Genomic DNA, 21410 nt, shown 5'->3' on the forward strand with positions numbered 1-21410 from the left:
TTTTGAATGGAGGATTCCGATGTACAATAAGAGGACAATGCTTGCAGATCATCTGAAAGAACATGCCACTATCTATTTATTTATGGTAATTCTATTTTTAACAGGAATAATTTTTGGTGCTGTAATTGTCAACAGTATGAATATAGAGCAAAAGTGGGACCTGTTTTTTTATTTGGAACGGTTTTTTGGACAAATCGCAAATAATCATCATATCGAAAACACAGAAATATTAAAGGATAGTTTCTTTTATCACGCTAAATATTTACTCCTTTTATTTATTTTGGGGCTTTCCGTTATCGGGCTGCCAATCATTTGGATATTATTGTTTATTAAAGGATTGGTTATAGGATTTTCAGTCGGATTTATCGTTAGCCAGCTTGGTTTCGATGGCTTATTGCTGGCATCTTTATCGATAGCACCACAAAATATTTTAATTATACCAATCTATATTATTGCAGGCAGTTTATCGATGATATTTTCCTTGACATTATTAGGCAAGCTATTTACCCGCAAAATATCCCAGCCGGTTTTTGAGCCTTTTGGCCGTTATGTTATCATTTTTTTCTGCTTGTTGGCTGCCTCGTTTGGAGCATCGCTTCTGGAAGCGTACGTTGCAAACGGAGCAATGGAGGCAATGATTAAATCATTTTACCAATAATTAAACTTATATTATAATTATTATTAATATAATTTGTTATATTATATTTTGACACGCTTTTCTTTGGTGCATATAATAAAGATGGGATATAAGGGAGGGGACTTGCCTTGGAACATCGAATAGATCGTATAAAAAAACAACTTCATGCTCAGAGTTATAAACTTACACCACAAAGAGAAGCTACTGTAAGAGTGCTGCTTGAGCGAGAAGAAGATCATTTAAGTGCAGAGAATGTCTTCCTGCTTGTTAAAGAAAAAGCACCGGAAATTGGCTTGGCTACTGTTTACCGTACATTAGAATTATTATCGGAGTTAAAAATTGTTGATAAAATAAATTTTGGTGATGGCGTCTCACGCTATGATCTTCGTAAAGAAGGTGCAGAGCATTTTCATCATCATCTTGTATGCATTGAATGTGGTTCTGTGGAAGAAATCGTTGATGATTTATTGGAAGACGTTGAAAAAATTGTCCAGAATGATTGGGGATTCCAAGTGAAAGACCATCGTTTAACATTCCACGGAATTTGTAAGCAATGTCAGGAAGCAACAGTTAAAACAACATAGTACGATTAGCATGCCTTTTTTTCTTTTGAAGAAAGGGCATTTTTATTCGTTTTCTTTCATCCTATTTATTTACAAATTCTTGGAAAAAGGTTACATTTGTGATGTGTCCTTTTCATTATTTGTGAATTATCAGGACATAATGTAATAAACAGGCTTCCTGCATCTGGTGTTAATGTTAATCTAGCTTTTTAAATATTTCTATGTATATTGTTATTCTTTTTTGGCATATCTTTTAATAGAAGGATTTTAAAGAGGAGATATGCTGTATGAAAAGACTGTTATGGGATACTATAAAGGTTTTTGTGATATTTGTAGCGTGCACATTTATATTTTATTTCGGTTTGCGTGCAATGCATGCTGAATATGAGCAATATCACCGTTACGACCCGCCTGAAGGGCCAGCAGTTAAAGTATTTAATGAAGATCCGGATTTTTTTGATCGACTGAACTTATTTTTTCGGTTAGGGGAGTAGGGGTATGCTTACATATGCGATGGATGATTTCTTTCATTTTTTGCAAATTGAAAAAGGATTATCAGAAAACACTCTGAAATCATACAAGCGTGACTTAACCAGTTATGCAAAATACATAAATAAAGTTGCAGAAAAAAAAGAATGGGATCAGGTTTCCAGGCAAGAAATAATTGGATTCTTATATATGTTAAAAGATGATGGAAAATCATCTGCAACAATTTCCCGCCATATCTCATCAATAAGGGCGTTTCATCAGTTTTTAATCAGGGATCAGATAGTAAAACAGGATGTCAGTCTTCATATTGAAACGCCAAAAAAAGAACGGAAATTGCCAGATGTATTATCAGTTGAAGAAGTGGAATCACTGCTTGCCATTAGCGGAGGTACACCTTTAAGAATCAGAAATAAAGCAATGATGGAAATATTATATGCGACTGGACTTCGGGTCAGTGAGCTTATCTCATTAAAAATGGGTGATCTACATTTAACAATGGGATTTGTTCAGTGTTTTGGAAAGGGAGCAAAAGAAAGAATTGTACCACTTGGAGATCAAGCAATAAAAGCAATGGAAGATTATTTACAAAATGCAAGAGGTACTTTGGTTAAGCGAAATAGGGATACAAATATTTTGTTTGTAAATCAGCACGGGAAACCATTATCACGACAGGGATTTTGGAAGATACTGAAGGCTTTGGCAAAAGAAGCCGGTATCAAAAAAAACATCACACCGCATACATTAAGACATTCATTTGCAACACATCTGCTGGAAAATGGAGCAGATTTGCGAATCGTTCAGGAAATGCTGGGGCATGTGGATATCTCCACAACACAAATTTATACACACGTTACAAAAACTAGATTAAAAGATATATATAAGTCATATCATCCAAGGGCTTAATTTTATCTTCAGATGTCTGACATCCTACAACATGATTTGTAAACATATATCAGGCTGATTTTGGGAACATAATTAGAGGGAGGTAATAAACATGGACAATTTTAAGCGCGTATTTTTAATTGTAATGGATTCGGTTGGTATTGGTGAGGCACCAGATGCGGACAAGTTTAATGACCAAGGTGCTGATACCTTAGGTCATATTGCTGAACATATGAATGGGCTGCATATGCCAAACATGGCAAAGCTGGGTTTAAGCAATATCAGACAAATAAAAGGGATAGAAAAAGCACAAAAACCTGCAGGTCACTTTACAAAAATGCAGGAAGCATCCAATGGCAAGGATACAATGACAGGACATTGGGAGATTATGGGTCTAAACATTCAGCAGCCTTTTCGAACTTTTCCGGATGGCTTTCCGGAGGAGTTAATCAATGAATTGGAGGAAAAGACTGGCCGTAAAATAATTGGCAATAAACCTGCATCAGGTACGGAAATACTGATTGAGTTAGGCGAAGAGCATTTGGACAGCGGAGCATTAATTGTTTATACCTCAGCAGATTCGGTACTGCAAATCGCAGCACATGAAGAAATTGTTCCACTTGAAGAACTGTACCAGATTTGTGAAATAGCACGTGAATTAACATTAGACGAAAAATATACGGTTGGCCGTATTATTGCAAGACCATTTGTTGGGAATCCTGGAGCATTTCAGCGAACTTCAAACAGGCATGATTATGCACTGAAACCATTTGGCCGAACGGTAATGAATGAGTTGAAGGATGCAAATTATGATGTCATTGCACTGGGTAAAATATCTGATATTTATGATGGGGAAGGTGTTACGGAGGCAATCCGTACAACAGATAACGAAGATGGGATGACAAAGCTGATAGAATCCTTTAAAAAAGACTTCACAGGTATAAGTTTCCTGAACCTGGTTGATTTTGACGCGAAATTCGGGCATCGAAGGGATCCCGAGGGATATGGAAAAGCACTGGAAGCATTTGATGCAAGACTGCCTGAAGTATTTAAAGAGCTGAAACAGGGTGATTTGTTAATAATTACAGCAGACCATGGAAATGATCCTGTACATCATGGAACAGACCATACAAGAGAATTTGTCCCTTTAATTATTTTCCATAATGACATTACAAATGCAAAAGAACTGCCAATAAGAGAAACATTTGCCGATATTGGTGCAACAATTTCCGAGAATTTCAATGTTAGCATGCCAGAATACGGAAAAAGCTTTTTGAATGAAATTAAATAAGCCGAGGTGAAGGTTAATGGATCAAACTACAATAAATGAAGCAAGTTCGTATATACAAGATAAATTAGGAGCAAAACCATCATTGGGATTAATTCTGGGCTCAGGCCTTGGAGTATTGGCAGACGAAATTCAAAACCCTGTGATCATACCCTATAAGGATATTCCACATTTCCCTGAATCAACAGTTGCAGGCCATAAAGGACGACTCGTGGCTGGCAATATAGAGGGTAAACAAGTTATCGCCATGCAGGGGAGATTTCATTTTTATGAAGGTTACTCGATGAAGCAGGTTACATTCCCAGTAAGGGTTATGAAACAGCTCGGGATTGAATCAATAATTGTAACGAACGCTGCTGGAGGAATTAATACATCGTTCAGTCCTGGAGATTTAATGGTTATAACAGATCATATAAATAATATGGGCAGCAACCCGTTAATTGGAAAAAATAATGATGAATTAGGAGCTCGCTTCCCTGACATGTCCGAATGCTACGATAGAGAGTATATCCAGCTGGCTGGAAAATGTGCTGAAGAACTCGGTATTACCATTCAAAAAGGAATTTATGTAGGTAATACAGGACCAACATATGAAACACCAGCTGAAATTAAAATGCTGAGAACCCTTGGCGGTGATGCAGTGGGGATGTCTACTGTTCCTGAAGTAATTGTTGCTGGACATGCAGGTTTACGGGTACTCGGAATTTCTTGTATTTCCAATATGGCAGCGGGAATATTAGATCAGCCACTTACCCATACGGAGGTAATTGAAACTACCGAAAAAGTACGGGACGATTTTCTCCATTTTATCAAAAAAATAATTAGCAGGTTACCACAATAACTAATAAAGCGGTGATTTTAAATGAGAATGTACGATATTATTGAAAAAAAGAGGGATGGCAAAGAGCTCTCGCAAGAAGAAATTAAATTTTTCATTAATGGTTATACAAAAGAAGAAATACCTGACTATCAGGTAAGTGCATTATTAATGGCAATTTACTTTCAGGATATGACAAAAGAGGAACGGGCAAATTTAACCCAAGCCATGGTAGAATCCGGTGATCAAATTGATCTTTCTGCAATCTCTGGGATTAAAGTCGACAAACACTCCACTGGCGGGGTTGGAGATACAACTACATTGATTCTTGCCCCTCTAGTGGCGTCATTAGGTGTTCCTGTTGCAAAAATGAGCGGAAGAGGACTCGGCCATACCGGCGGCACCATAGATAAATTGGAAGCAGTACCCGGATTCCATGTTGAAATTACGAATGATGAATTTATCGAGCTTGTAAATAAGAATAAAGCTGCTGTAATTGGACAGTCAGGTAATTTAACTCCTGCAGATAAAAAATTATACAGTCTTAGAGATGTGACTGCTACTGTAAATTCTATTCCTTTAATTGCAAGTTCTATAATGAGTAAAAAAATCGCATCAGGGGCAGATGCAATCGTCCTCGATGTAAAAACAGGTGCCGGTGCGTTTATGAAGGATTTAGAGGATTCCAAAGAGCTTGCCGCGGCAATGGTATCCATTGGAAAGAAGGTTGGCCGCAATACCATGGCGGTTATCTCGGATATGAGTCAGCCACTCGGGTTTGCAATCGGAAATGCGCTGGAAATTAAAGAAGCAATCGATACATTAAAAGGAAAAGGACCAAAAGACCTTACAGAACTTTGTCTTACACTTGGAAGTCAGATGACAGTGCTGGCAAAAAGAGCTGCAAATATTGAAGAAGCCAGAAATAAATTAGAAGAAAATCTAACAAATGGAAAAGCCTTCGAACAATTTAAGCTGTTTCTTGGGGCACAGGGCGGTGATACCGCGGTTGCAGATAATCCTGATTTATTGCCGCGAGCTGCCCATCAGGTGGAGCTTCCGGCAAAAACTGCTGGTACGGTAAGTGAAATTGTGGCTGACGAAATTGGTACAGCTGCGATGCTCCTGGGAGCAGGAAGAGCAACAAAGGACTCAGAGATTGACCTTGCTGTCGGCATTGTACTTCATAAAAAGGTCGGCGATGCTGTAAAAGAGGGAGAACCGCTATTGACCATTCATTCAAATCAGGATTCGATCGATAACGTCAAAAATAAATTATATGCGAATATTAAAATTTCAACAGATCATGTCGAAGCACCAACATTAATTTATGACACGATAACTACTTGATATTGGCATTGAATTAATGGATTATCGTTAGAGAAAATATCAGTTAACACTCAAAAAGCACATGCAAAAGCGTGTGCTTTTTAGTTTGTTTAAAAAGTATAAAAGTCATTTACTATGGCAATCATAGAATTATATTGATTGTTGGAGGTAAAACTATGAAAAAATCTGTTTCAATTGTCAGCATTATTATTTTTATGTTATTCACTCTTGCTACACCGGTCTTTGGTGAAGAAAAAAACAAAGATGATTCTGAGGAAACATTAAACCTTGCACCAAATGCGAAGTCAGCAATCCTAATAGAACGGGATACAGGGACATTGCTTTTTGATAAAAATGCCCATGATAAGCTTCCACCGGCCAGTATGACTAAGATTATGACATTATTGTTAATAATGGAAGCACTGGATAAAGGGAATTTAACGTATGACGAAACAATACGAGTAAGTGAACGTGCTGCTTCCATGGGAGGTTCACAGGTGTTTCTCGAAGCCGGAGAAGAAATGACAGTGGAGAATCTTCTAAAAGGGGTCGCTATTGCGTCTGGAAATGATGCGAGTGTAGCCCTTGCAGAACGAATTGCAGGCAGTGAAGAATCATTTGTTAAAAAAATGAATGAAAAAGCAAAAGAGCTGCAATTAAAAAACACCAAGTTTCAAAACACAACCGGGTTGCCTGCGGAAGATCATTACAGCACATCCTATGATATGGCAATCATAGCAAAAGAATTATTAAAATACGAAACTATAACGGAATATACTTCTATTTACGAGGACTATTTGCGAAAAGGTGAAAAGAATGAATTCTGGCTTGTGAATACAAATAAACTCGTGAAATTTTACCCGGGAGTAGATGGATTAAAAACAGGCTTTACGAATGAAGCTAAATATTGTCTTACAGCTACAGCAAAAAAGAATGATATGCGTGTAATTGCAGTAGTTATGGGAGCTGATACTACGAAAGAAAGAAATGCAGCAGTTTCCGGGATGCTAGATTATGCATTTAACAAATTTGAAACTAAAAAATTATATGAAAAAGGGGAAACCATCACAAATCTCAAATTTTTAAAGGCCGAAACTGAAAACATCAATGTTGTAGCATCAGAATCCATCAGTACGATCCATGAAAAAGGGGAATCAACCGAAGATTTAAAAACGGATATTCACTTAGACAAGCAGCTTGATCTTCCATTAAAAATTGGTGATCAAGTTGGAAAATTAACAGTGAAAAATGGGGAGGAAATTTTATTTGAAACGCCTTTAACTGTTGATCAGGATATTGAAAAAGCTTCCTATTTCACATTGCTGAAAAGATCTTTGCGGGAATTGGCGAAATCCAGCTAATTATTTCTAATTTAGCTGAATTTCTTCTTCTTTTGTCTTAAAGCAGGAATTGGCTCACTAAAAAAAGAAAGAGAATGTACAACGTATTGATGAGGAGGAATGAAATGAGTCTGGAATCAATGTTTGCTATTAAAGAAAATGTATTAATTGTAAGACTATCGGGGGAACTGGATCACCACGAGGCGGAAAGACTCCGCAATGAATGGAAAGACATGATTTACAAAAATTCCATTAAGCACGTAATTTTAAATCTTGAATCCGTAACGTTTATGGATAGTTCGGGTCTTGGGGTAATATTAGGCAGATATAAAGAAGTACTGCAGCTTGGTGGGGAAATGGTTGTTTGTTCTATTTCTCCGCCTATTAAACGTTTATTTGAGATGTCAGGATTATTTAAGATTGTGCGCTTAGAAGAAAATGAAGCATTTGCTTTAGAAACTTTGGGGGTGGCTTCATGAAAAATGAAATGTTTGTGGAATTCTCCAGTATCAGTGAAAATGAATCTTTTGCAAGGGTTACCGTAGCTGGCTTCATTGCACAATTGGATCCTACAATGGACGAACTGACTGAGATTAAAACGGTGGTCTCGGAAGCTGTAACGAATTCTATTATCCATGGATATAACAATGAATCTCATCATAAGATTTCTATTTTCTGTGAGATTGATTCCGGTGAAATTGCTTTAACAATTAAGGATAACGGTATTGGAATCAGCGATGTTGATGAGGCACGTCAACCGCTGTATACTTCCAAACCGGAACTGGAAAGATCGGGGATGGGTTTTACAATTATTGAAAATTTTATGGATTCTGTAGAAGTCATCTCGACGCCCGGTAATGGAACCACTGTTAATATGACAAAACAGTTAATGACAAGCAAAACGGTTAGTAAATAGGGATGCCTATGAATGTAAACGTTAAAAATAATAAACGAAAAGGGTCCTTGACGGATGAAGAGGTTAAAGATTTCATTTTCAGGAGTCAGAATGGAGATAAAGAAGCAAGGGATTTATTGGTAGAAAAGAATATCCGCCTTGTTTGGTCTGTTGTACAGCGTTTTATTAACAGGGGCTATGATCCGGATGATTTATTTCAAATTGGAAGCATAGGATTGATTAAATCCATTGACAAATTTGATTTATCCTACGATGTCCGTTTTTCCACCTATGCGGTCCCAATGATAATCGGTGAAATTCAGCGGTTCATCAGAGATGACGGCAGTGTGAAAGTAAGTCGTTCCTTAAAAGAAACAGGAAATAAAATTCGTAAAAAGAAAGACGAATTAACAAAACAAATGGGCAGATCTCCAACAGTTAGTGAAATTGCTGAAGCACTGGAAATTTCACAGGAAGAAGTTGTTCATGCACAGGAGGCTGCAAAATCACCACATTCCATCCATGAAACAGTTTTTGAGAATGATGGTGATCCTATTACATTATTAGATCAAATAGCGGATCAGGATACAAAATGGTTTGATAAGCTAACCATACAGGAAGCAATCAGAGGGTTGAATGAACGTGAACGGTTAATTGTATATTTACGCTATTTTAAAGATCAGACACAATCAGAGGTGGCAGACAGACTTGGTATCTCTCAGGTTCAGGTATCAAGGCTGGAGAAAAAGATATTACACGAAATGAAAACATACATGGATCCATAAAACAAATAGCATTTACTATGTAAAGTGTCACTTGTTTTTTTAGAATAGGTGGTTCTGCGAAATTAAAATCATCACATTTTGTGATGATTTTTTATTTGTCATCATAATTCTTCCACTTCCAGTAAATACTATTTCTATCATTAATTTTAAAAAAGGATGTTCAAAAAGAACAGGTAAAAGGATGGTATCAGTTGGGTGACATCGTTTATTTGCGAATGAAAAAAAATTTGGAGTTATCTGCATTACAGGAGATTCAATTAAAAGATATTGCTTTTATTTCAACTTCCTCCAGTAAAAAGAGAGAACTTGAAAATATCCCGATTTACAGAATAACCAAAAAAGATAAAAACATTGTCATTATTGAGAGCTTTTTAATCATCGATCACATCAATACAGTGTTTGAAAATCTGGAATTTCAGCTTATTGGTCCAGCGCAGACAATAATACGTATAAAAAAGAAAAGAAAAAAAACTTCTGTACTATTAATTGCTTGCATATGGCTTTTGCTTTTTGTTGGCACTGCTATGACAATTATGAACTTTCATTATGATGTGAGTATGCAGGAGGTACAGCAAAAACTTCATTATTTACTTACCGGAGAGCAAAACGAATTCCCGCTATGGATTCAAATTCCATATTCTATTGGTTTGGGATTAGGTACATTGTTGTTTTTTAATCATTGGTTTAACAAACGATTCAATGAAGAGCCAAGCCCTCTTGAAGTAGAGATTTACAACTACCAGCAAGACCTCGACAATTACTTAACCCATTATGAAAATAAATTAAATGATACAAAGCCTGCTGATTAATTTCATTCAAATATTCATTGGATTTGCAGGAGGAATTGCTGTCGGGGCTGGCTTTGTAGCGTTTTTAACTGTTCTGGGCATTATCCCCAGGCTAATTCAGTTAAGCAAGACGGAAAAGCTGTTAAAAGCATATGGGGTATGTGTGATCTTCGGGCTGTTATTAGGTACCTTTTTATCTTTTACAAATGTAACCTGGAACCAGCATGCAATTATTCTTGTTTTTTGGGGGATATTACACGGAATTTTTAATGGAATGCTTGCGGCAGCATTAACTGAGGTACTGAATGTATTTCCGATTCTTTATAAAAGGATTGGTGTGGAAAAATATATGCTTTGGATGCTGATGGCAATTTTATTTGGAAAGGTTGCCGGATCTTTGTTCCAATGGGTTTTCTTTGTTAAGTGACTTATTAGAGTGGGGTGATTAAATTGAAACAAAAAGATAATAAGAGTCTGATTTCCCCAGAAATCAAAAATAACGAAGCCTATATGAAAGAGAGGCTTGGTGTAGGAGTTTCCTTTGATCTTGGCTTCCGGGATCTTACCATTCTGAAAAAGAAAGTTCAGATTTACTATCTAACTGGCCTATGTGATTCATTAATAATTCAGGATCTGTTAGAAATGCTGATAAAAATTAATGATGATGAGTCGAATTCAAGAAAACTTCATGAAATTATTGAAAATCGGCTGATTCACCAACAGGTAACAACAATAGAGACGATGGATGAAGCTGTTGATCAAATGCTGTCCGGGTTAATTGTTGTGTTTATAAATGGGGAAAAGAATGCGTTTGTTATTGATGTACGAAGCTATCCGGGAAGAACACCTGATGAACCGGATACAGAAAGAGTTGTTCGGGGCTCAAGAGATGGCTATACTGAAAACATTATAGAAAATACTGCCTTAACAAGACGAAGAATAAGAGATGCCCGTCTTAGAAATGAAATGCTTAAGGTAGGTGAACGCTCCAAATCAGATATATGCGTCAGTTATCTTCAGGATATTGCAGACGATGGGTTAGTAAATTTAATCAAAGAAAAAATAGAAGCTATTGAAATTGATGGAATTTCAATGGCAGATAAAACAGTTGAGGAGTTTATAATTGAATCAAAGTGGAACCCATATCCATTGGTTAGATATACAGAAAGGCCTGATGTTGCTGCCAGCCATTTATTGGAGGGGCATGTAATCATCATTGTGGATACTTCTCCAAGTGCCATTATACTTCCAACTACCTTTTTTCATCACCTTCAGCATGCTGAAGAATATCGTCAGGCACCCACGATTGGGACATTTGTAAGATGGATAAGGTTCATGGCGGTATTTGCATCGATGTATTTATTGCCGTTATGGCTATTATTTGTTTTGGATCCAACCTTACTGCCTAAAGAACTATCCTATATTGGTCCAAATGAAGAAGGAAATATTTCGATTACGATTCAAATAATCATGGCCAGTTTAGGAATAGAGTTCCTGCGGATGGCCGCAATTCATACACCTACACCGCTATCAACAGCGATGGGGCTTATTGCCGCAGTATTAATCGGTCAAATAGCAATAGATGTCGGTATGTTTAGCCCGGAAGTGATTCTGTATGTTTCTGTAAGCGCAATTGGAGCGTATGTTACTCCAAGCTATGAGCTAAGTGTAGCGAATAAATTAATCAATTTACTGCTAGTGATTTTAACAGGAATCTTTGGCCTTACTGGTTTTATTATAGGTATTGTGCTGCACATACTATATTTAGTAAACTTAAGATCATTAAGAACGCCATATCTGTGGCCATTTCTGCCATTTAATCCAAAAGCGATGCTTCATATCATCTTTCGAATTCCAGTGCCTTATGCAAACAGCAGACCAAGTATTGTGCACCCTAAAAATAATTACAGACAACCAACACACGAATCAAAGTTGACTTAGATAAAGGGCTTTAGTTAGTCTGTGAATCGCTGAAGTTGGATGTGGCTTGTTTGTCCTCTCATAAAAAGGGCTGACTATAGTAGTTAGCTCTTTCGTTATTTTCTTTATTATGGTAAAGTTTTTGTATCATTTTGTAAAAGATTGCAGAGAACAAGGGGGAATTACTATGATAATTGAAAATCATCCATTTCAGGTCAACCAGAAAGGTCATTTGGAAATTGGCGGTCTGGATACCACATTATTAGCTGAAAAATATGGAACTCCATTATATGTATATGATGTTTCGATCATTCGTGAAAATGCCAGAGCTTTTACAGGCACCTTTAAGGACCTGGGTGTAAAAGGCAGAGTAGCATATGCCAGTAAAGCCTTTTCTTCAATTGCAATGCTTCAGGTAATGAAACAGGAAGGATTATGTCTGGATGTGGTTTCTGAAGGTGAACTTTTTACTGCACTAAAATCGGGCTTTCCGGAAGAAAGAATTCACATGCATGGGAATAATAAAAGCTATCACGAAATTTTCATGGCAATCGAACACAATATAGGCTGCATTGTTATCGATAATTTTTATGAAATTGAACTGATTTCTGCTATTTTAGAAAAACAACAGAAAGAAATTGATGTTTTAATGCGGGTGACACCTGGTATAGAATCAAAAACGCATCAATATATCATGACTGGAAATGAGGATTCTAAATTTGGCTTTAATCTTCAAAATGGACAGGCTGAGAAAGCATTCAATATTTTGCACAACCATAAGTCCATTCGTTTCAAGGGGCTGCATTGCCATATTGGCTCCCAAATTTTTGAAACAGATCGCTTTGAACTTGCAACTGATGTTCTTTTTAAAGAGCTCAGTGAATGGAGAAAGAAATATGACTATACTCCCGACGTTTTAAATCTTGGCGGCGGATTTGGAATTCGCTACACAAAAGAAGATGAGCCAATCCCATACCAGAATTATGTAGAGGCATTGGTGCAAACCGTTGAGGAACATGTGAGTGAGCAAGGCATTTCGATGCCAGAAATCTGGATTGAGCCAGGAAGGTCTATTGTTGGAAATAGTGGAATTACTTTGTATACAATAGGGGCGATGAAAGAGATACCGGGAATCCGTACTTACATCTCTGTAGACGGTGGAATGACAGATAATCTCAGACCTGCATTATATGGTGCTAAGTATGAAGCGGTTATAGCCAACAAAGCAGTAGATCCTGTTACAGAGAAGGTTTCGGTAGCAGGCAAATGCTGTGAATCAGGTGACATGCTTATTTGGGATTTGCCTGTGCCAAACGTAGAAAACAGCGACATACTGGCAGTTTTTTCAACAGGCGCCTATGGCTATTCCATGGCAAATCATTATAATCGTTTTCCGAAAGCAGCAGTTGTATTCGTGGAAAATGGTTCGGATAAATTGGTTGTCCAAAGAGAGTCCTATCAGGACATGGTTAAAAATGATTTATCCTATGAATAATTTGAGTTAAAGCAACAATTCTTTCAAACAGAATAATTAAGTGGTAAAATAAACTATGATTTAATTAAATAAATAGGGGGAAATTTTGATTATGACGAAAAAAGGACATATATTAATGGAAAACGGCAATAAAATTGAGTTTGAACTTTATCCAAGCGAAGCTCCAAATACCGTAGCAAATTTTGAAAAACTGGCAAATGAAAACTTTTATGATGGATTAACTTTTCATAGAGTAATTGATGGATTTGTAAGTCAGGGAGGTTGCCCCGTTGGAAACGGAACCGGTTCTGCGGGTTATACAATTAAATGTGAAACTCAAGATAATCCTCATAAACATGTTGAAGGTTCCTTATCTATGGCACATGCTGGAAAAGACACTGGGAGCTGTCAATTTTTTATCGTTCATGAACCACAGCCGCATCTTAACGGAGTTCATACTGTTTTTGGACAGGTTACATCCGGTATCGAATATGCAAAAGCTATGAATAATGGTGATGTCATGACGGAGATCAGGGTATCAGAGTAATCGCATGTCACTGGATGGCTTTTTCAAATATTGCAAGGAATTAATTGATGACTATATACTTACTGTTTTATCTGATATTGATCGTAGGACCCTTAAGTATTCTGCTGCATGAATCAGGTCATGCAATAGCCGCCCGGGTGGTGAAAGCAGACTGTATAACAGTATCACTTGGGTATGGAAAGATATTAAGCTCTACTATAATTGAAAGGTTTCAGCTGAATATTCATATGGTATTCTTTTTAGGCGGTTTAGCAAGAAGTGAAAGGAAAATACCATATAAATCATCAGAAATTATATGGATCACCATTTCCGGCCCGATAGCCAATGGTTTATTCACATGTTTACTATATTTTATTTATGTCATATACCCAAACGAATATGTATATTTGCTTTGTTTATTTAATCTATATCTTACTGTTGTAAACATAATTCCATTCAGGATAAAAGGAAAACAGACAGATGGTTATACAATTCTTAAAGTGCTTAAAAAAGGCTTTTAAAATATAAGAATTGATAGCAGTATGATTTATATGAATATTGTTAATGATAGTTAGATGAGCAGCAAAATTAGATTCGTAAGTTGACAAATTGACGTAATAATGCATAAATAAATATACGAACTAATACTGCCATGAAAACTGCTGTTATTGTGTGTTCAAAAGGGGCCGAATTAGAAGCAAGAAAGTCGAGGCGGTGCAGTTTTGAGAAACGGAACGTATCCAATTAATACGTGAGTATCGAAAAAACAAACATTCGTGCGAGATTCGCTGCTTATAATTTGTTGACTTTTTGAACATCTTCTATTACTTCATGTGAATATAAGTTATATTGTTAATGAGGGGTATCTATGTTAATTCGTTATAAAAAAAACTTAGAAAAAATTGCGATGGGTTTATTGTCTTTTATGCCGGAAGAAAAAAAAGATGTTAAAAAACTGTTGCAGACAATTAGAGAATATGAAACGAATCCCGACTGGCACCTATATTTGTGGAAAGATGAAGATATATTAGGTGCGATAGGTGTTCGAATTGAAAATGAAATAAATGCAGTTATTCAGCATATTTCTGTGAACCCATCACATCGCGGCCAGGGAATTGGCAATATGATGGTAAATGAAGTAAAAAAACTTTATGGAGAAAAATTTGCTGTTTGTGCCAATGAAGATACACAGGATTTTTATACGAGATGTGATGAGATTGAAACTCAGGAAGAAAATTAGAAAAAGCCAGCCGATTACAAGCGGCTGGCTTTCTCCTTCTTGTTATAAATAGCTTAACAGAGTTTTACTGCAGCTATTGTCAAAGTGTGACACCCTTACATCCAGGCAGCACCAACAATAATTAATAGAATGAACAGTACAACAATCAACGCAAATCCTCCGCCATAATTACCACTCATAGAAAAAACCTCCTTTGTCTTCTTACAATAAATGTTTTATGGCAACATTTATCTTACGCTATAACTTATGATGGCAATGGCAATGATGTATAGGCGTTTGTGACAAACCTGAAATAAATTCATGAATTTGTGTGGTTATATCAACCAGATATTAAAATTTAATTTGCAATGACGAAAGGATGAAATTAGATGAATCAGGCTTATCAGGTAAAATTAGATGCGTTTGAAGGACCGCTTGATTTGCTGCTGCATTTAATTAATCAGTACGAAATAGACATATATGATATCCCGGTTGCACAAATCACGGAACAGTATATGAATTATATCCACACAATGCAGCGGCTTGAACTTAATATAGCAAGTGAATACCTTGTAATGGCCGCAACGCTGGTTGCAATAAAGAGCCAAATGTTATTGCCCAAGCAGGAAATTGATGGTGATGCTGATGAATACGAAGAAGATCCACGAGAAGAATTGATGCAGCGCCTCATCGAATATCGAAAATTTAAAGATGCTGCCAGCCAACTTAAAGATCGGGAACTGGATGCAAATCAGATTTTTACAAGACCGAAAAAAATATTTGATAATCTGCTTCCAGAGGCACCCCTGGCTGTTCAAGGGGATATATCCATTTATGATATGCTCGGAGCTCTTGGGAAAATGTTTGACCGTAAAAAATGGGATGAACCACTGGATACGAAAGTAAAACGAGCAGAAATACCTATTGAGCAAAGAATGAAAGAAATTTTACAGCATGTGGGACGATTCAGCCATGGGGTTTCATTTGATCAATTATTTCCTTTTAAAACAAAATCTCATATTGTAGTCTCCTTTATGGCTGTACTTGAATTGATGAAGGAACAAAAGGTGTATTGTAAACAGAAAAATAACTTTGAAGAATTATTGGTATTTTGTACGGAGGAATATGTATGAAACAAAATGAATTAAAATCGGTTATGGAAGGATTGCTGTTTGCCAGTGGTGATGAAGGTATTACAAGTAAGCAATTATCACATATACTAAAGATCAGCGAAGCAACTGTAATGGATTTGCTGAATGAATTAAAAAGCGATTACGGGAACACAGAGCGGGGAATTATGCTGATGCAATCACATAAGGTCTTTCATTTGACCACCAAACCGGAGCATAGCAGTTATTATAAAAAACTGCTGGAAACTCCTCAATCAACAAGGATGTCCCAGGCAGCTTTAGAAACGCTGGCTATAATTGCTTATAAACAGCCGATAACCAGAACTGAAATTGAAGAAATAAGAGGGGTAAAAAGCGATCGGCCTGTTCAAACCTTGCTTTCCAGATTTTTAATTGAGGAAATAGGCAGAAGGGAAAGTATAGGGAGGCCAATCTTATTTGGGACAAGCATGGAATTTTTAACCTACTTTGGTTTAACATCCATTGATGAATTGCCTCCATTGCCGGAAAATAATAATGCAGAGGGCCTTGAACAAGAAGCAGATCTGTTTTTCGAAAAGCTTAGCGAATAAGTGGATAAGCAATCATGCAGTGATTACACTGCATGATTTTTTTATGCACTTCTTTTTTATGTTAGGCATAAGCTACACCGGGGTGATCATATGGATGAAGCAAAACAAGAATACCTGGAAAGTCTTAATGCCTGGGGAGAGCAAATTAAAGACAAATTGAAAAGTACTGATATTCCTAAAGATGAGTTGAATGAATGGGCTGCGAATCTTGATAATTGGCAAGAAGAAATTCAAAGTAAGCTGGCTCAGGAAAGAAATCCTGAGCACAAAGAAATACATGAACTGCAAGAAGTAGGCAACCGTATTCTGTCAGATATAAAAAATAAACAAAATAAGAACCCGGAGTCCAGTATTCCATTTGGAAAGCATACACTGCCGCCACTGCCCTATAAATATAATGCATTGGAACCTTATATTAGTGAGGAAATTATGCGGCTGCATCATGATAAACACCATCAATCCTATGTGGATGGATTAAATAAAGCAGAAAAAGCTTTATATGACAGCAAAACAGATACTAATCTGATTAAACATTGGTTAAGAGAACAAGCTTTTAATGGATCAGGCCATTATTTGCATACAATTTTCTGGTACAATATGACTCCGAATTCCGCTAAGGAGCCGAAAGGAGAAATCAAGCGCCGGATCAAGAGGGATTTTGGTTCATGGAAAAGATTTAAGAATCTTTTCACTGAGGCAGCGAATTCCGTGGAAGGGGTTGGCTGGGCAGTCCTCGTTTGGGCACCCAGAAGTGGAAGGCTGGCAATACAGACGATTGAAAAACATCAGTTATTTCAACAGGCAGATGTAATCCCGTTACTTGTACTTGATGTGTGGGAGCATGCATATTATCTGCAATATAAAACAGATAAAAAAGATTATATAAGCAATTGGTGGAATGTAGTGAACTGGGATAATGTAAATGAACGTTATAAAGAAGCAATAAAAGTAAGGTGGAGTTTATACTGATAGTCTTTTAATCTGGCATCCCACAAATATTGTGCAGCATATGAAAATAGCATTTTTTTATCATACAGCTTCATTACATGCATAAACTATACAGACATAATATCTGTGGGAGGAAGCCTGCTATGCGTTTTATTTCATTAGTCTTGCTTTTTTTTATATTTTTCAGTTTCACAGGTCCTGTTACTGGACAAGCAAAACCTGGTGTATCCGCACATAATGCCATTTTAATAGAACAATCAACTGGTCGTGTGTTATATGAAAAAAACGGCAATGACATGGAATCAATTGCAAGTATTACAAAAGTTATGACAGCCATTCTTGCAATTGAATCCGGGAAAATGAATGAGAAAGCTGCTGCCAGCAGAAAAGCTATTTATACCGAAGGATCTTCGATATATTTGGAACAGGGTGAGAAAATGCTGATTGAAGATCTTGTATATGGATTAATGCTCAGGTCCGGCAATGACGCAGCAATAGCCATCAGTGAACATATTGGGGGAAGTGAAGAAGGATTTGTGCATCTGATGAATGAAAAAGCCAGGTGGCTGGGAATGACGAATACTAATTTTGATAATCCGCATGGACTCGATTCGGACAATCATTACTCATCAGCATATGATATGGCATTATTAATGCGTTATGCCATGCAGGATGAGGAATTCAGAAAAGTTACCGGAACAACCACCTATAAGTCTGAAAACAGATCGTACAGCTGGCAAAATAAAAATAAATTACTTACTCAATTGTATGAAAGCTGCACAGGAGGAAAAACCGGATATACGAAGAAGACCGGAAGAACTTTAATTTCGTCAGCCAGTAAAAATGGTATGGATCTGATTGCAGTGACGTTAAATGCACCTGACGACTGGAATGATCATATTAGTATGTATGAATGGGGATTTGAAAACTACGAAATGGAAACAATTATTGAAAAAGGAGAATTTCAGTATATACCTAAAGGATCTGACGGCACTCAAACTGGATTTATTCATAACGACATTTTTTATCCTTTGCAGGGAAATGAGATCACGAATGTGGACAAGAAAGCCTACTTACTGAAGAAAAAACATGATGCTCCTTCAGATATTATAGGAAAAACTGTCTTTTATCTTAATGATATACCAATATCAGAAGTTCTCATATACAGTGGTCAAGACAACGGAAAAAAGCAAGGTTTTATTTCTGAAATCCTATCAATTTATCAAAAAATTATCGGGTTAAAAAATTATGGTTAATATTATCTGGGCAGGTATGGCTATTATCGGAATCATATACGCAATGTTTAATGGAACAATGGACCAGGTTAATAAAGCAGTATTTGAGAGTGCAAGTGAAGCTGTTACACTGTCAATTGGATTAATCAGCGTATTAGTATTTTGGCTTGGCATCATGAAAGTGGCAGAAGAAGCAGGTATATTGCGTGTGCTTACAAAGCTGTTAAGACCTGCAGTCAGCAGGCTTTTTCCGGAAATACCAAAGGATCATCCCGCAATGGGTTATATTTTATCAAATTTTACAGCAAACATTTTCGGACTCGGGAATGCAGCAACTCCAATGGGAATAAAAGCAATGGAACAAATGAAACAATTAAGTAAAAGTGACACAGCCTCAAGGTCAATGATTACTTTTTTAGCATTAAATACATCGAGTTTAACACTTATTCCCACAATGGTCATTTCGATTCGCATGCAATATAATTCGGTATCACCCACTGAAATAGTAGGAACAACTATCATAGCAACTTTAATATCCTCAATAAGTGCTATTTTATTAGACCGGTTTTTTTATTACAAAAGTATTTGGAGGAAATGAGATGGGGATTATAACTGCAATTAGTACATGGCTGATACCATGTTTCCTATTGCTTGTCTTAGCTGCAGCGACATGGAAAAAGGTGCCCACCTATGAAATATTTGTTGAAGGAGGAAAAGAAGGTGTCAAAATGGCATTTTCTTTGCTTCCTTTTTTAGTAGGGATGATTGTTTCCATTTCCATATTGAGAAGTTCAGGAGCACTGGAGGCATTTACAAACCTCATTACACCATTTCTTGTATTTATAGGAATTCCTCCTGAGATTATTCCATTGGCACTGGTCCGGCCAATTTCCGGTACTGCTGCACTGGGAATGACAACAGAGCTAATTGATTCGAACGGCCCCGATTCTTTTATTGGCAGATTAGCTTCCACCATGCAGGGAAGTACGGATACAACATTATATATTTTAACCGTCTATTTCGGAGCGGTCGGAATTAAGAAAATGGGTTATGCTTTAAAGGTTGGACTATTGGCTGATCTAATTGGTATACTAGCATCAATAATTGTTGTAACTATTATATTTGGATAATACTTTACACTAGCGTTAACATAGAGTTAACGCTATTATTATGTAAGTAAAATTAAAGTAAAGCATGGTGATCATATGTCGAATACATTAGAACGGCTTCAAAAAGTAATCGCACAAAGCGGTGTCACTTCAAGAAGAAAAGCGGAAAAGCTTATCATTGACGGTAAAGTGAAGGTGAATGGTAAGTTAGTCACTGAACTTGGCACGAAGGTTTCCGCATCGGATAAAATTGTAGTAAATAATATTCCTTTAGAGAAGGAAGTTCCTGTATATTATATGCTGTATAAACCAAGGGGCTATATTTCCAGTGTCAAGGATGATAAAGGCAGAAAAGTGGTAACGGAATTATTGCAGGGGGTAAATGAAAGGGTCTTTCCAATAGGAAGACTGGATTATGATACATCAGGAATACTGTTATTAACAAATGACGGAGAATTTGCTAATCTGCTAATGCACCCAAAATATGAAGTGGATAAGGTTTATGTGGCTAAGATAAAAGGCATCCCCGGGAAGAATGAGTTAAATCAGCTGAGGAAAGGTGTTAAATCCGACAACGACATATTAAAAGCTGTTAAATACAATGTTTTGTCAAGCGACAAAGAAAAAAATACGATGATAATTGAATTAACACTTCAGGAAGGCAAAAATAAACACGTCAGACGGATGATGGCTGGTCTTGGGTTTCCAGTTATGAAATTAAAGCGTGAAAGGTACGGTACGCTGACCCTTGACGGATTAAAGCCTGGTACCTATCGTGCATTGACTCCTAAAGAAGTAAAGCAAATGCGTAATTTGGCAATGGAAATTGTTGAATAATAGTCAAATTTACAGTTGCAGTTAAATGGTATAATGGCCAGGGGAGTGATCCATATGGGTTTAGATGAAATGAAAAAAAAGAAAAAGAATAAAAAAAGAAATCGTTTAATTTTCAGGTCTGTTATTTTAGCAATAATGTTGGTGGCAGTAGTATTTGCAATTGTATCCAATCTGCAGAAAGATAATACAATTTACAGAGCAGGAGATCAGGCACCCGATTTTAAATTGCAGCAGATTAACAAAAATAATGAGCTTGAATCAATTCAGCTAAGTGATTTAGAAGGTAAGGGCGTTATGCTGAATTTCTGGGGTACCTGGTGTAAGCCATGTGAAGCAGAGATGCCGTATATGGAAGAATTATACCCTGAATATAAAGATAAAGGAATTGAAATCGTAGCAGTCAGTCTCGATTCTACGGAACTTGTTGTAGACCGTTTTATAGACAAATATGATTTAACATTCCCAGTTCCTCACGATAAAACAGGAGAAATACAGGATTTATATAAGGTAGGACCAATACCAAGTACATTTTTTATTAATCCGGATGGAAAAATTGAGGAAGTTGTAGAGGGGGCATTAACATTAGAAAAACTGGAAGGCTACTTTCAGGACATCGTGCCAAAATAA

The 21410-nt window shown here is 36.7% G+C and carries 27 protein-coding genes; 26 read left to right on the forward strand and 1 reads right to left on the reverse strand.

The window, feature by feature from the left end:
• Positions 1 to 19: 19 nt before the first annotated feature.
• The 18 genes from spoIIM to CIL03_RS02680 all read left to right on the forward strand — a co-directional run bounded on the left by spoIIM (position 20) and on the right by CIL03_RS02680 (position 14973).
• Positions 20 to 658, forward strand: a complete 639-nt coding sequence (gene spoIIM, locus CIL03_RS02595; RefSeq protein WP_094883644.1) for a stage II sporulation protein M — start codon at positions 20 to 22, stop codon at positions 656 to 658.
• Positions 659 to 765: 107 nt separating this feature from the next.
• Positions 766 to 1221 (forward strand): ferric iron uptake transcriptional regulator, encoded by a 456-nt coding sequence (gene fur, locus CIL03_RS02600; protein WP_094883645.1) that lies wholly within the window; start codon positions 766 to 768, stop codon positions 1219 to 1221.
• Between the two features lie 266 nt (positions 1222 to 1487).
• Positions 1488 to 1694 carry a YqzK family protein gene (locus CIL03_RS02605; protein ID WP_094883646.1) on the forward strand — a complete coding sequence of 69 codons (207 nt, stop codon included), beginning with the start codon at positions 1488 to 1490 and terminating at the stop codon, positions 1692 to 1694.
• A 4-nt stretch (positions 1695 to 1698) separates the two neighbouring features.
• Positions 1699 to 2592, forward strand: coding sequence for a site-specific tyrosine recombinase XerD (gene xerD, locus CIL03_RS02610; protein WP_094883647.1), 894 nt, complete (start codon positions 1699 to 1701; stop codon positions 2590 to 2592).
• A 91-nt stretch (positions 2593 to 2683) separates the two neighbouring features.
• Positions 2684 to 3862, forward strand: coding sequence for a phosphopentomutase (gene deoB / locus CIL03_RS02615; protein WP_094883648.1), 1179 nt, complete (start codon positions 2684 to 2686; stop codon positions 3860 to 3862).
• Between the two features lie 16 nt (positions 3863 to 3878).
• Complete coding sequence (locus CIL03_RS02620) at positions 3879 to 4700, forward strand: purine-nucleoside phosphorylase (protein WP_094883649.1); 822 nt, start codon at positions 3879 to 3881, stop codon at positions 4698 to 4700.
• A 21-nt stretch (positions 4701 to 4721) separates the two neighbouring features.
• Complete coding sequence (locus tag CIL03_RS02625; RefSeq protein ID WP_094883650.1) at positions 4722 to 6026, forward strand: pyrimidine-nucleoside phosphorylase; 1305 nt, start codon at positions 4722 to 4724, stop codon at positions 6024 to 6026.
• 155 nt (positions 6027 to 6181) lie between these two features.
• The gene (locus CIL03_RS02630) at positions 6182 to 7366 is read left to right on the forward strand and encodes a D-alanyl-D-alanine carboxypeptidase family protein (protein WP_094883651.1); all 1185 of its coding nucleotides are present in this window, start codon (positions 6182 to 6184) and stop codon (positions 7364 to 7366) included.
• Between the two features lie 104 nt (positions 7367 to 7470).
• Entirely contained in the window at positions 7471 to 7824 is a 354-nt protein-coding gene (spoIIAA, locus tag CIL03_RS02635) for an anti-sigma F factor antagonist (RefSeq protein WP_094883652.1), read from the forward strand.
• Entirely contained in the window at positions 7821 to 8261 is a 441-nt protein-coding gene (gene spoIIAB, locus CIL03_RS02640; RefSeq protein ID WP_094883653.1) for an anti-sigma F factor, read from the forward strand. Before spoIIAA ends, spoIIAB begins: the two co-directional genes overlap by 4 nt.
• Positions 8262 to 8269: 8 nt before the next feature.
• A complete protein-coding gene (gene sigF / locus CIL03_RS02645) occupies positions 8270 to 9025 on the forward strand; it encodes an RNA polymerase sporulation sigma factor SigF (protein ID WP_094883654.1) in 756 nt (251 codons plus the stop codon).
• Positions 9026 to 9216: 191 nt separating this feature from the next.
• Positions 9217 to 9834 carry a stage V sporulation protein AA gene (locus CIL03_RS02650; protein ID WP_094883655.1) on the forward strand — a complete coding sequence of 206 codons (618 nt, stop codon included), beginning with the start codon at positions 9217 to 9219 and terminating at the stop codon, positions 9832 to 9834.
• A complete protein-coding gene (locus CIL03_RS02655; protein ID WP_094883656.1) occupies positions 9812 to 10240 on the forward strand; it encodes a stage V sporulation protein AB in 429 nt (142 codons plus the stop codon). Before CIL03_RS02650 ends, CIL03_RS02655 begins: the two co-directional genes overlap by 23 nt.
• 23 nt (positions 10241 to 10263) lie before the next feature.
• Positions 10264 to 11754: a spore germination protein gene (locus CIL03_RS02660; RefSeq protein WP_276281948.1), complete on the forward strand. Its 1491-nt coding sequence runs from the start codon at positions 10264 to 10266 to the stop codon at positions 11752 to 11754.
• A gap of 166 nt (positions 11755 to 11920) precedes the next feature.
• Positions 11921 to 13228 (forward strand): diaminopimelate decarboxylase, encoded by a 1308-nt coding sequence (gene lysA / locus CIL03_RS02665; RefSeq protein ID WP_094883657.1) that lies wholly within the window; start codon positions 11921 to 11923, stop codon positions 13226 to 13228.
• 91 nt (positions 13229 to 13319) lie between these two features.
• On the forward strand, positions 13320 to 13754 hold the full coding sequence (locus CIL03_RS02670) for a peptidylprolyl isomerase (protein ID WP_094883658.1): 435 nt from the start codon (positions 13320 to 13322) through the stop codon (positions 13752 to 13754).
• Positions 13755 to 13801: 47 nt separating this feature from the next.
• A complete protein-coding gene (locus CIL03_RS02675; protein WP_094883659.1) occupies positions 13802 to 14254 on the forward strand; it encodes a site-2 protease family protein in 453 nt (150 codons plus the stop codon).
• Positions 14255 to 14601: 347 nt separating this feature from the next.
• Positions 14602 to 14973 carry a GNAT family N-acetyltransferase gene (locus CIL03_RS02680; RefSeq protein ID WP_094883660.1) on the forward strand — a complete coding sequence of 124 codons (372 nt, stop codon included), beginning with the start codon at positions 14602 to 14604 and terminating at the stop codon, positions 14971 to 14973.
• Positions 14974 to 15068: 95 nt separating this feature from the next.
• Here CIL03_RS02680 and CIL03_RS02685 read toward each other — a convergent pair whose 3' ends face one another.
• A complete protein-coding gene (locus CIL03_RS02685) occupies positions 15069 to 15152 on the reverse strand; it encodes a YjcZ family sporulation protein (RefSeq protein WP_077326775.1) in 84 nt (27 codons plus the stop codon).
• A 189-nt stretch (positions 15153 to 15341) separates the two neighbouring features.
• Here CIL03_RS02685 and CIL03_RS02690 point away from each other — a divergent pair, with 189 nt between their 5' ends.
• The 8 genes from CIL03_RS02690 (at position 15342) to resA (ending at position 21410) form a co-directional block, all read left to right on the forward strand.
• Positions 15342 to 16085, forward strand: coding sequence for a segregation/condensation protein A (locus CIL03_RS02690; protein WP_094883661.1), 744 nt, complete (start codon positions 15342 to 15344; stop codon positions 16083 to 16085).
• A complete protein-coding gene (gene scpB, locus CIL03_RS02695; RefSeq protein WP_094883662.1) occupies positions 16082 to 16654 on the forward strand; it encodes an SMC-Scp complex subunit ScpB in 573 nt (190 codons plus the stop codon). Before CIL03_RS02690 ends, scpB begins: the two co-directional genes overlap by 4 nt.
• A gap of 90 nt (positions 16655 to 16744) precedes the next feature.
• Positions 16745 to 17623, forward strand: a complete 879-nt coding sequence (locus CIL03_RS02700) for a superoxide dismutase (RefSeq protein WP_094883663.1) — start codon at positions 16745 to 16747, stop codon at positions 17621 to 17623.
• 122 nt (positions 17624 to 17745) lie between these two features.
• Positions 17746 to 18858 carry a D-alanyl-D-alanine carboxypeptidase family protein gene (locus tag CIL03_RS02705; protein ID WP_094883664.1) on the forward strand — a complete coding sequence of 371 codons (1113 nt, stop codon included), beginning with the start codon at positions 17746 to 17748 and terminating at the stop codon, positions 18856 to 18858.
• Positions 18851 to 19435: a nucleoside recognition domain-containing protein gene (locus CIL03_RS02710; RefSeq protein ID WP_094883665.1), complete on the forward strand. Its 585-nt coding sequence runs from the start codon at positions 18851 to 18853 to the stop codon at positions 19433 to 19435. The genes CIL03_RS02705 and CIL03_RS02710 overlap by 8 nt, the downstream gene beginning before the upstream one ends.
• A gap of 1 nt (position 19436) precedes the next feature.
• The gene (locus CIL03_RS02715; protein ID WP_094883666.1) at positions 19437 to 19967 is read left to right on the forward strand and encodes a spore maturation protein; all 531 of its coding nucleotides are present in this window, start codon (positions 19437 to 19439) and stop codon (positions 19965 to 19967) included.
• Positions 19968 to 20042: 75 nt separating this feature from the next.
• A complete protein-coding gene (locus CIL03_RS02720) occupies positions 20043 to 20783 on the forward strand; it encodes a pseudouridine synthase (RefSeq protein WP_094883667.1) in 741 nt (246 codons plus the stop codon).
• Positions 20784 to 20837: 54 nt separating this feature from the next.
• Complete coding sequence (resA, locus tag CIL03_RS02725) at positions 20838 to 21410, forward strand: thiol-disulfide oxidoreductase ResA (RefSeq protein WP_094883668.1); 573 nt, start codon at positions 20838 to 20840, stop codon at positions 21408 to 21410.

Origin of the sequence: Virgibacillus indicus (assembly GCF_002266285.1) — a bacterium.
In the GTDB taxonomy this organism is placed as follows: domain Bacteria; phylum Bacillota; class Bacilli; order Bacillales; family Amphibacillaceae; genus Virgibacillus_K; species Virgibacillus_K indicus.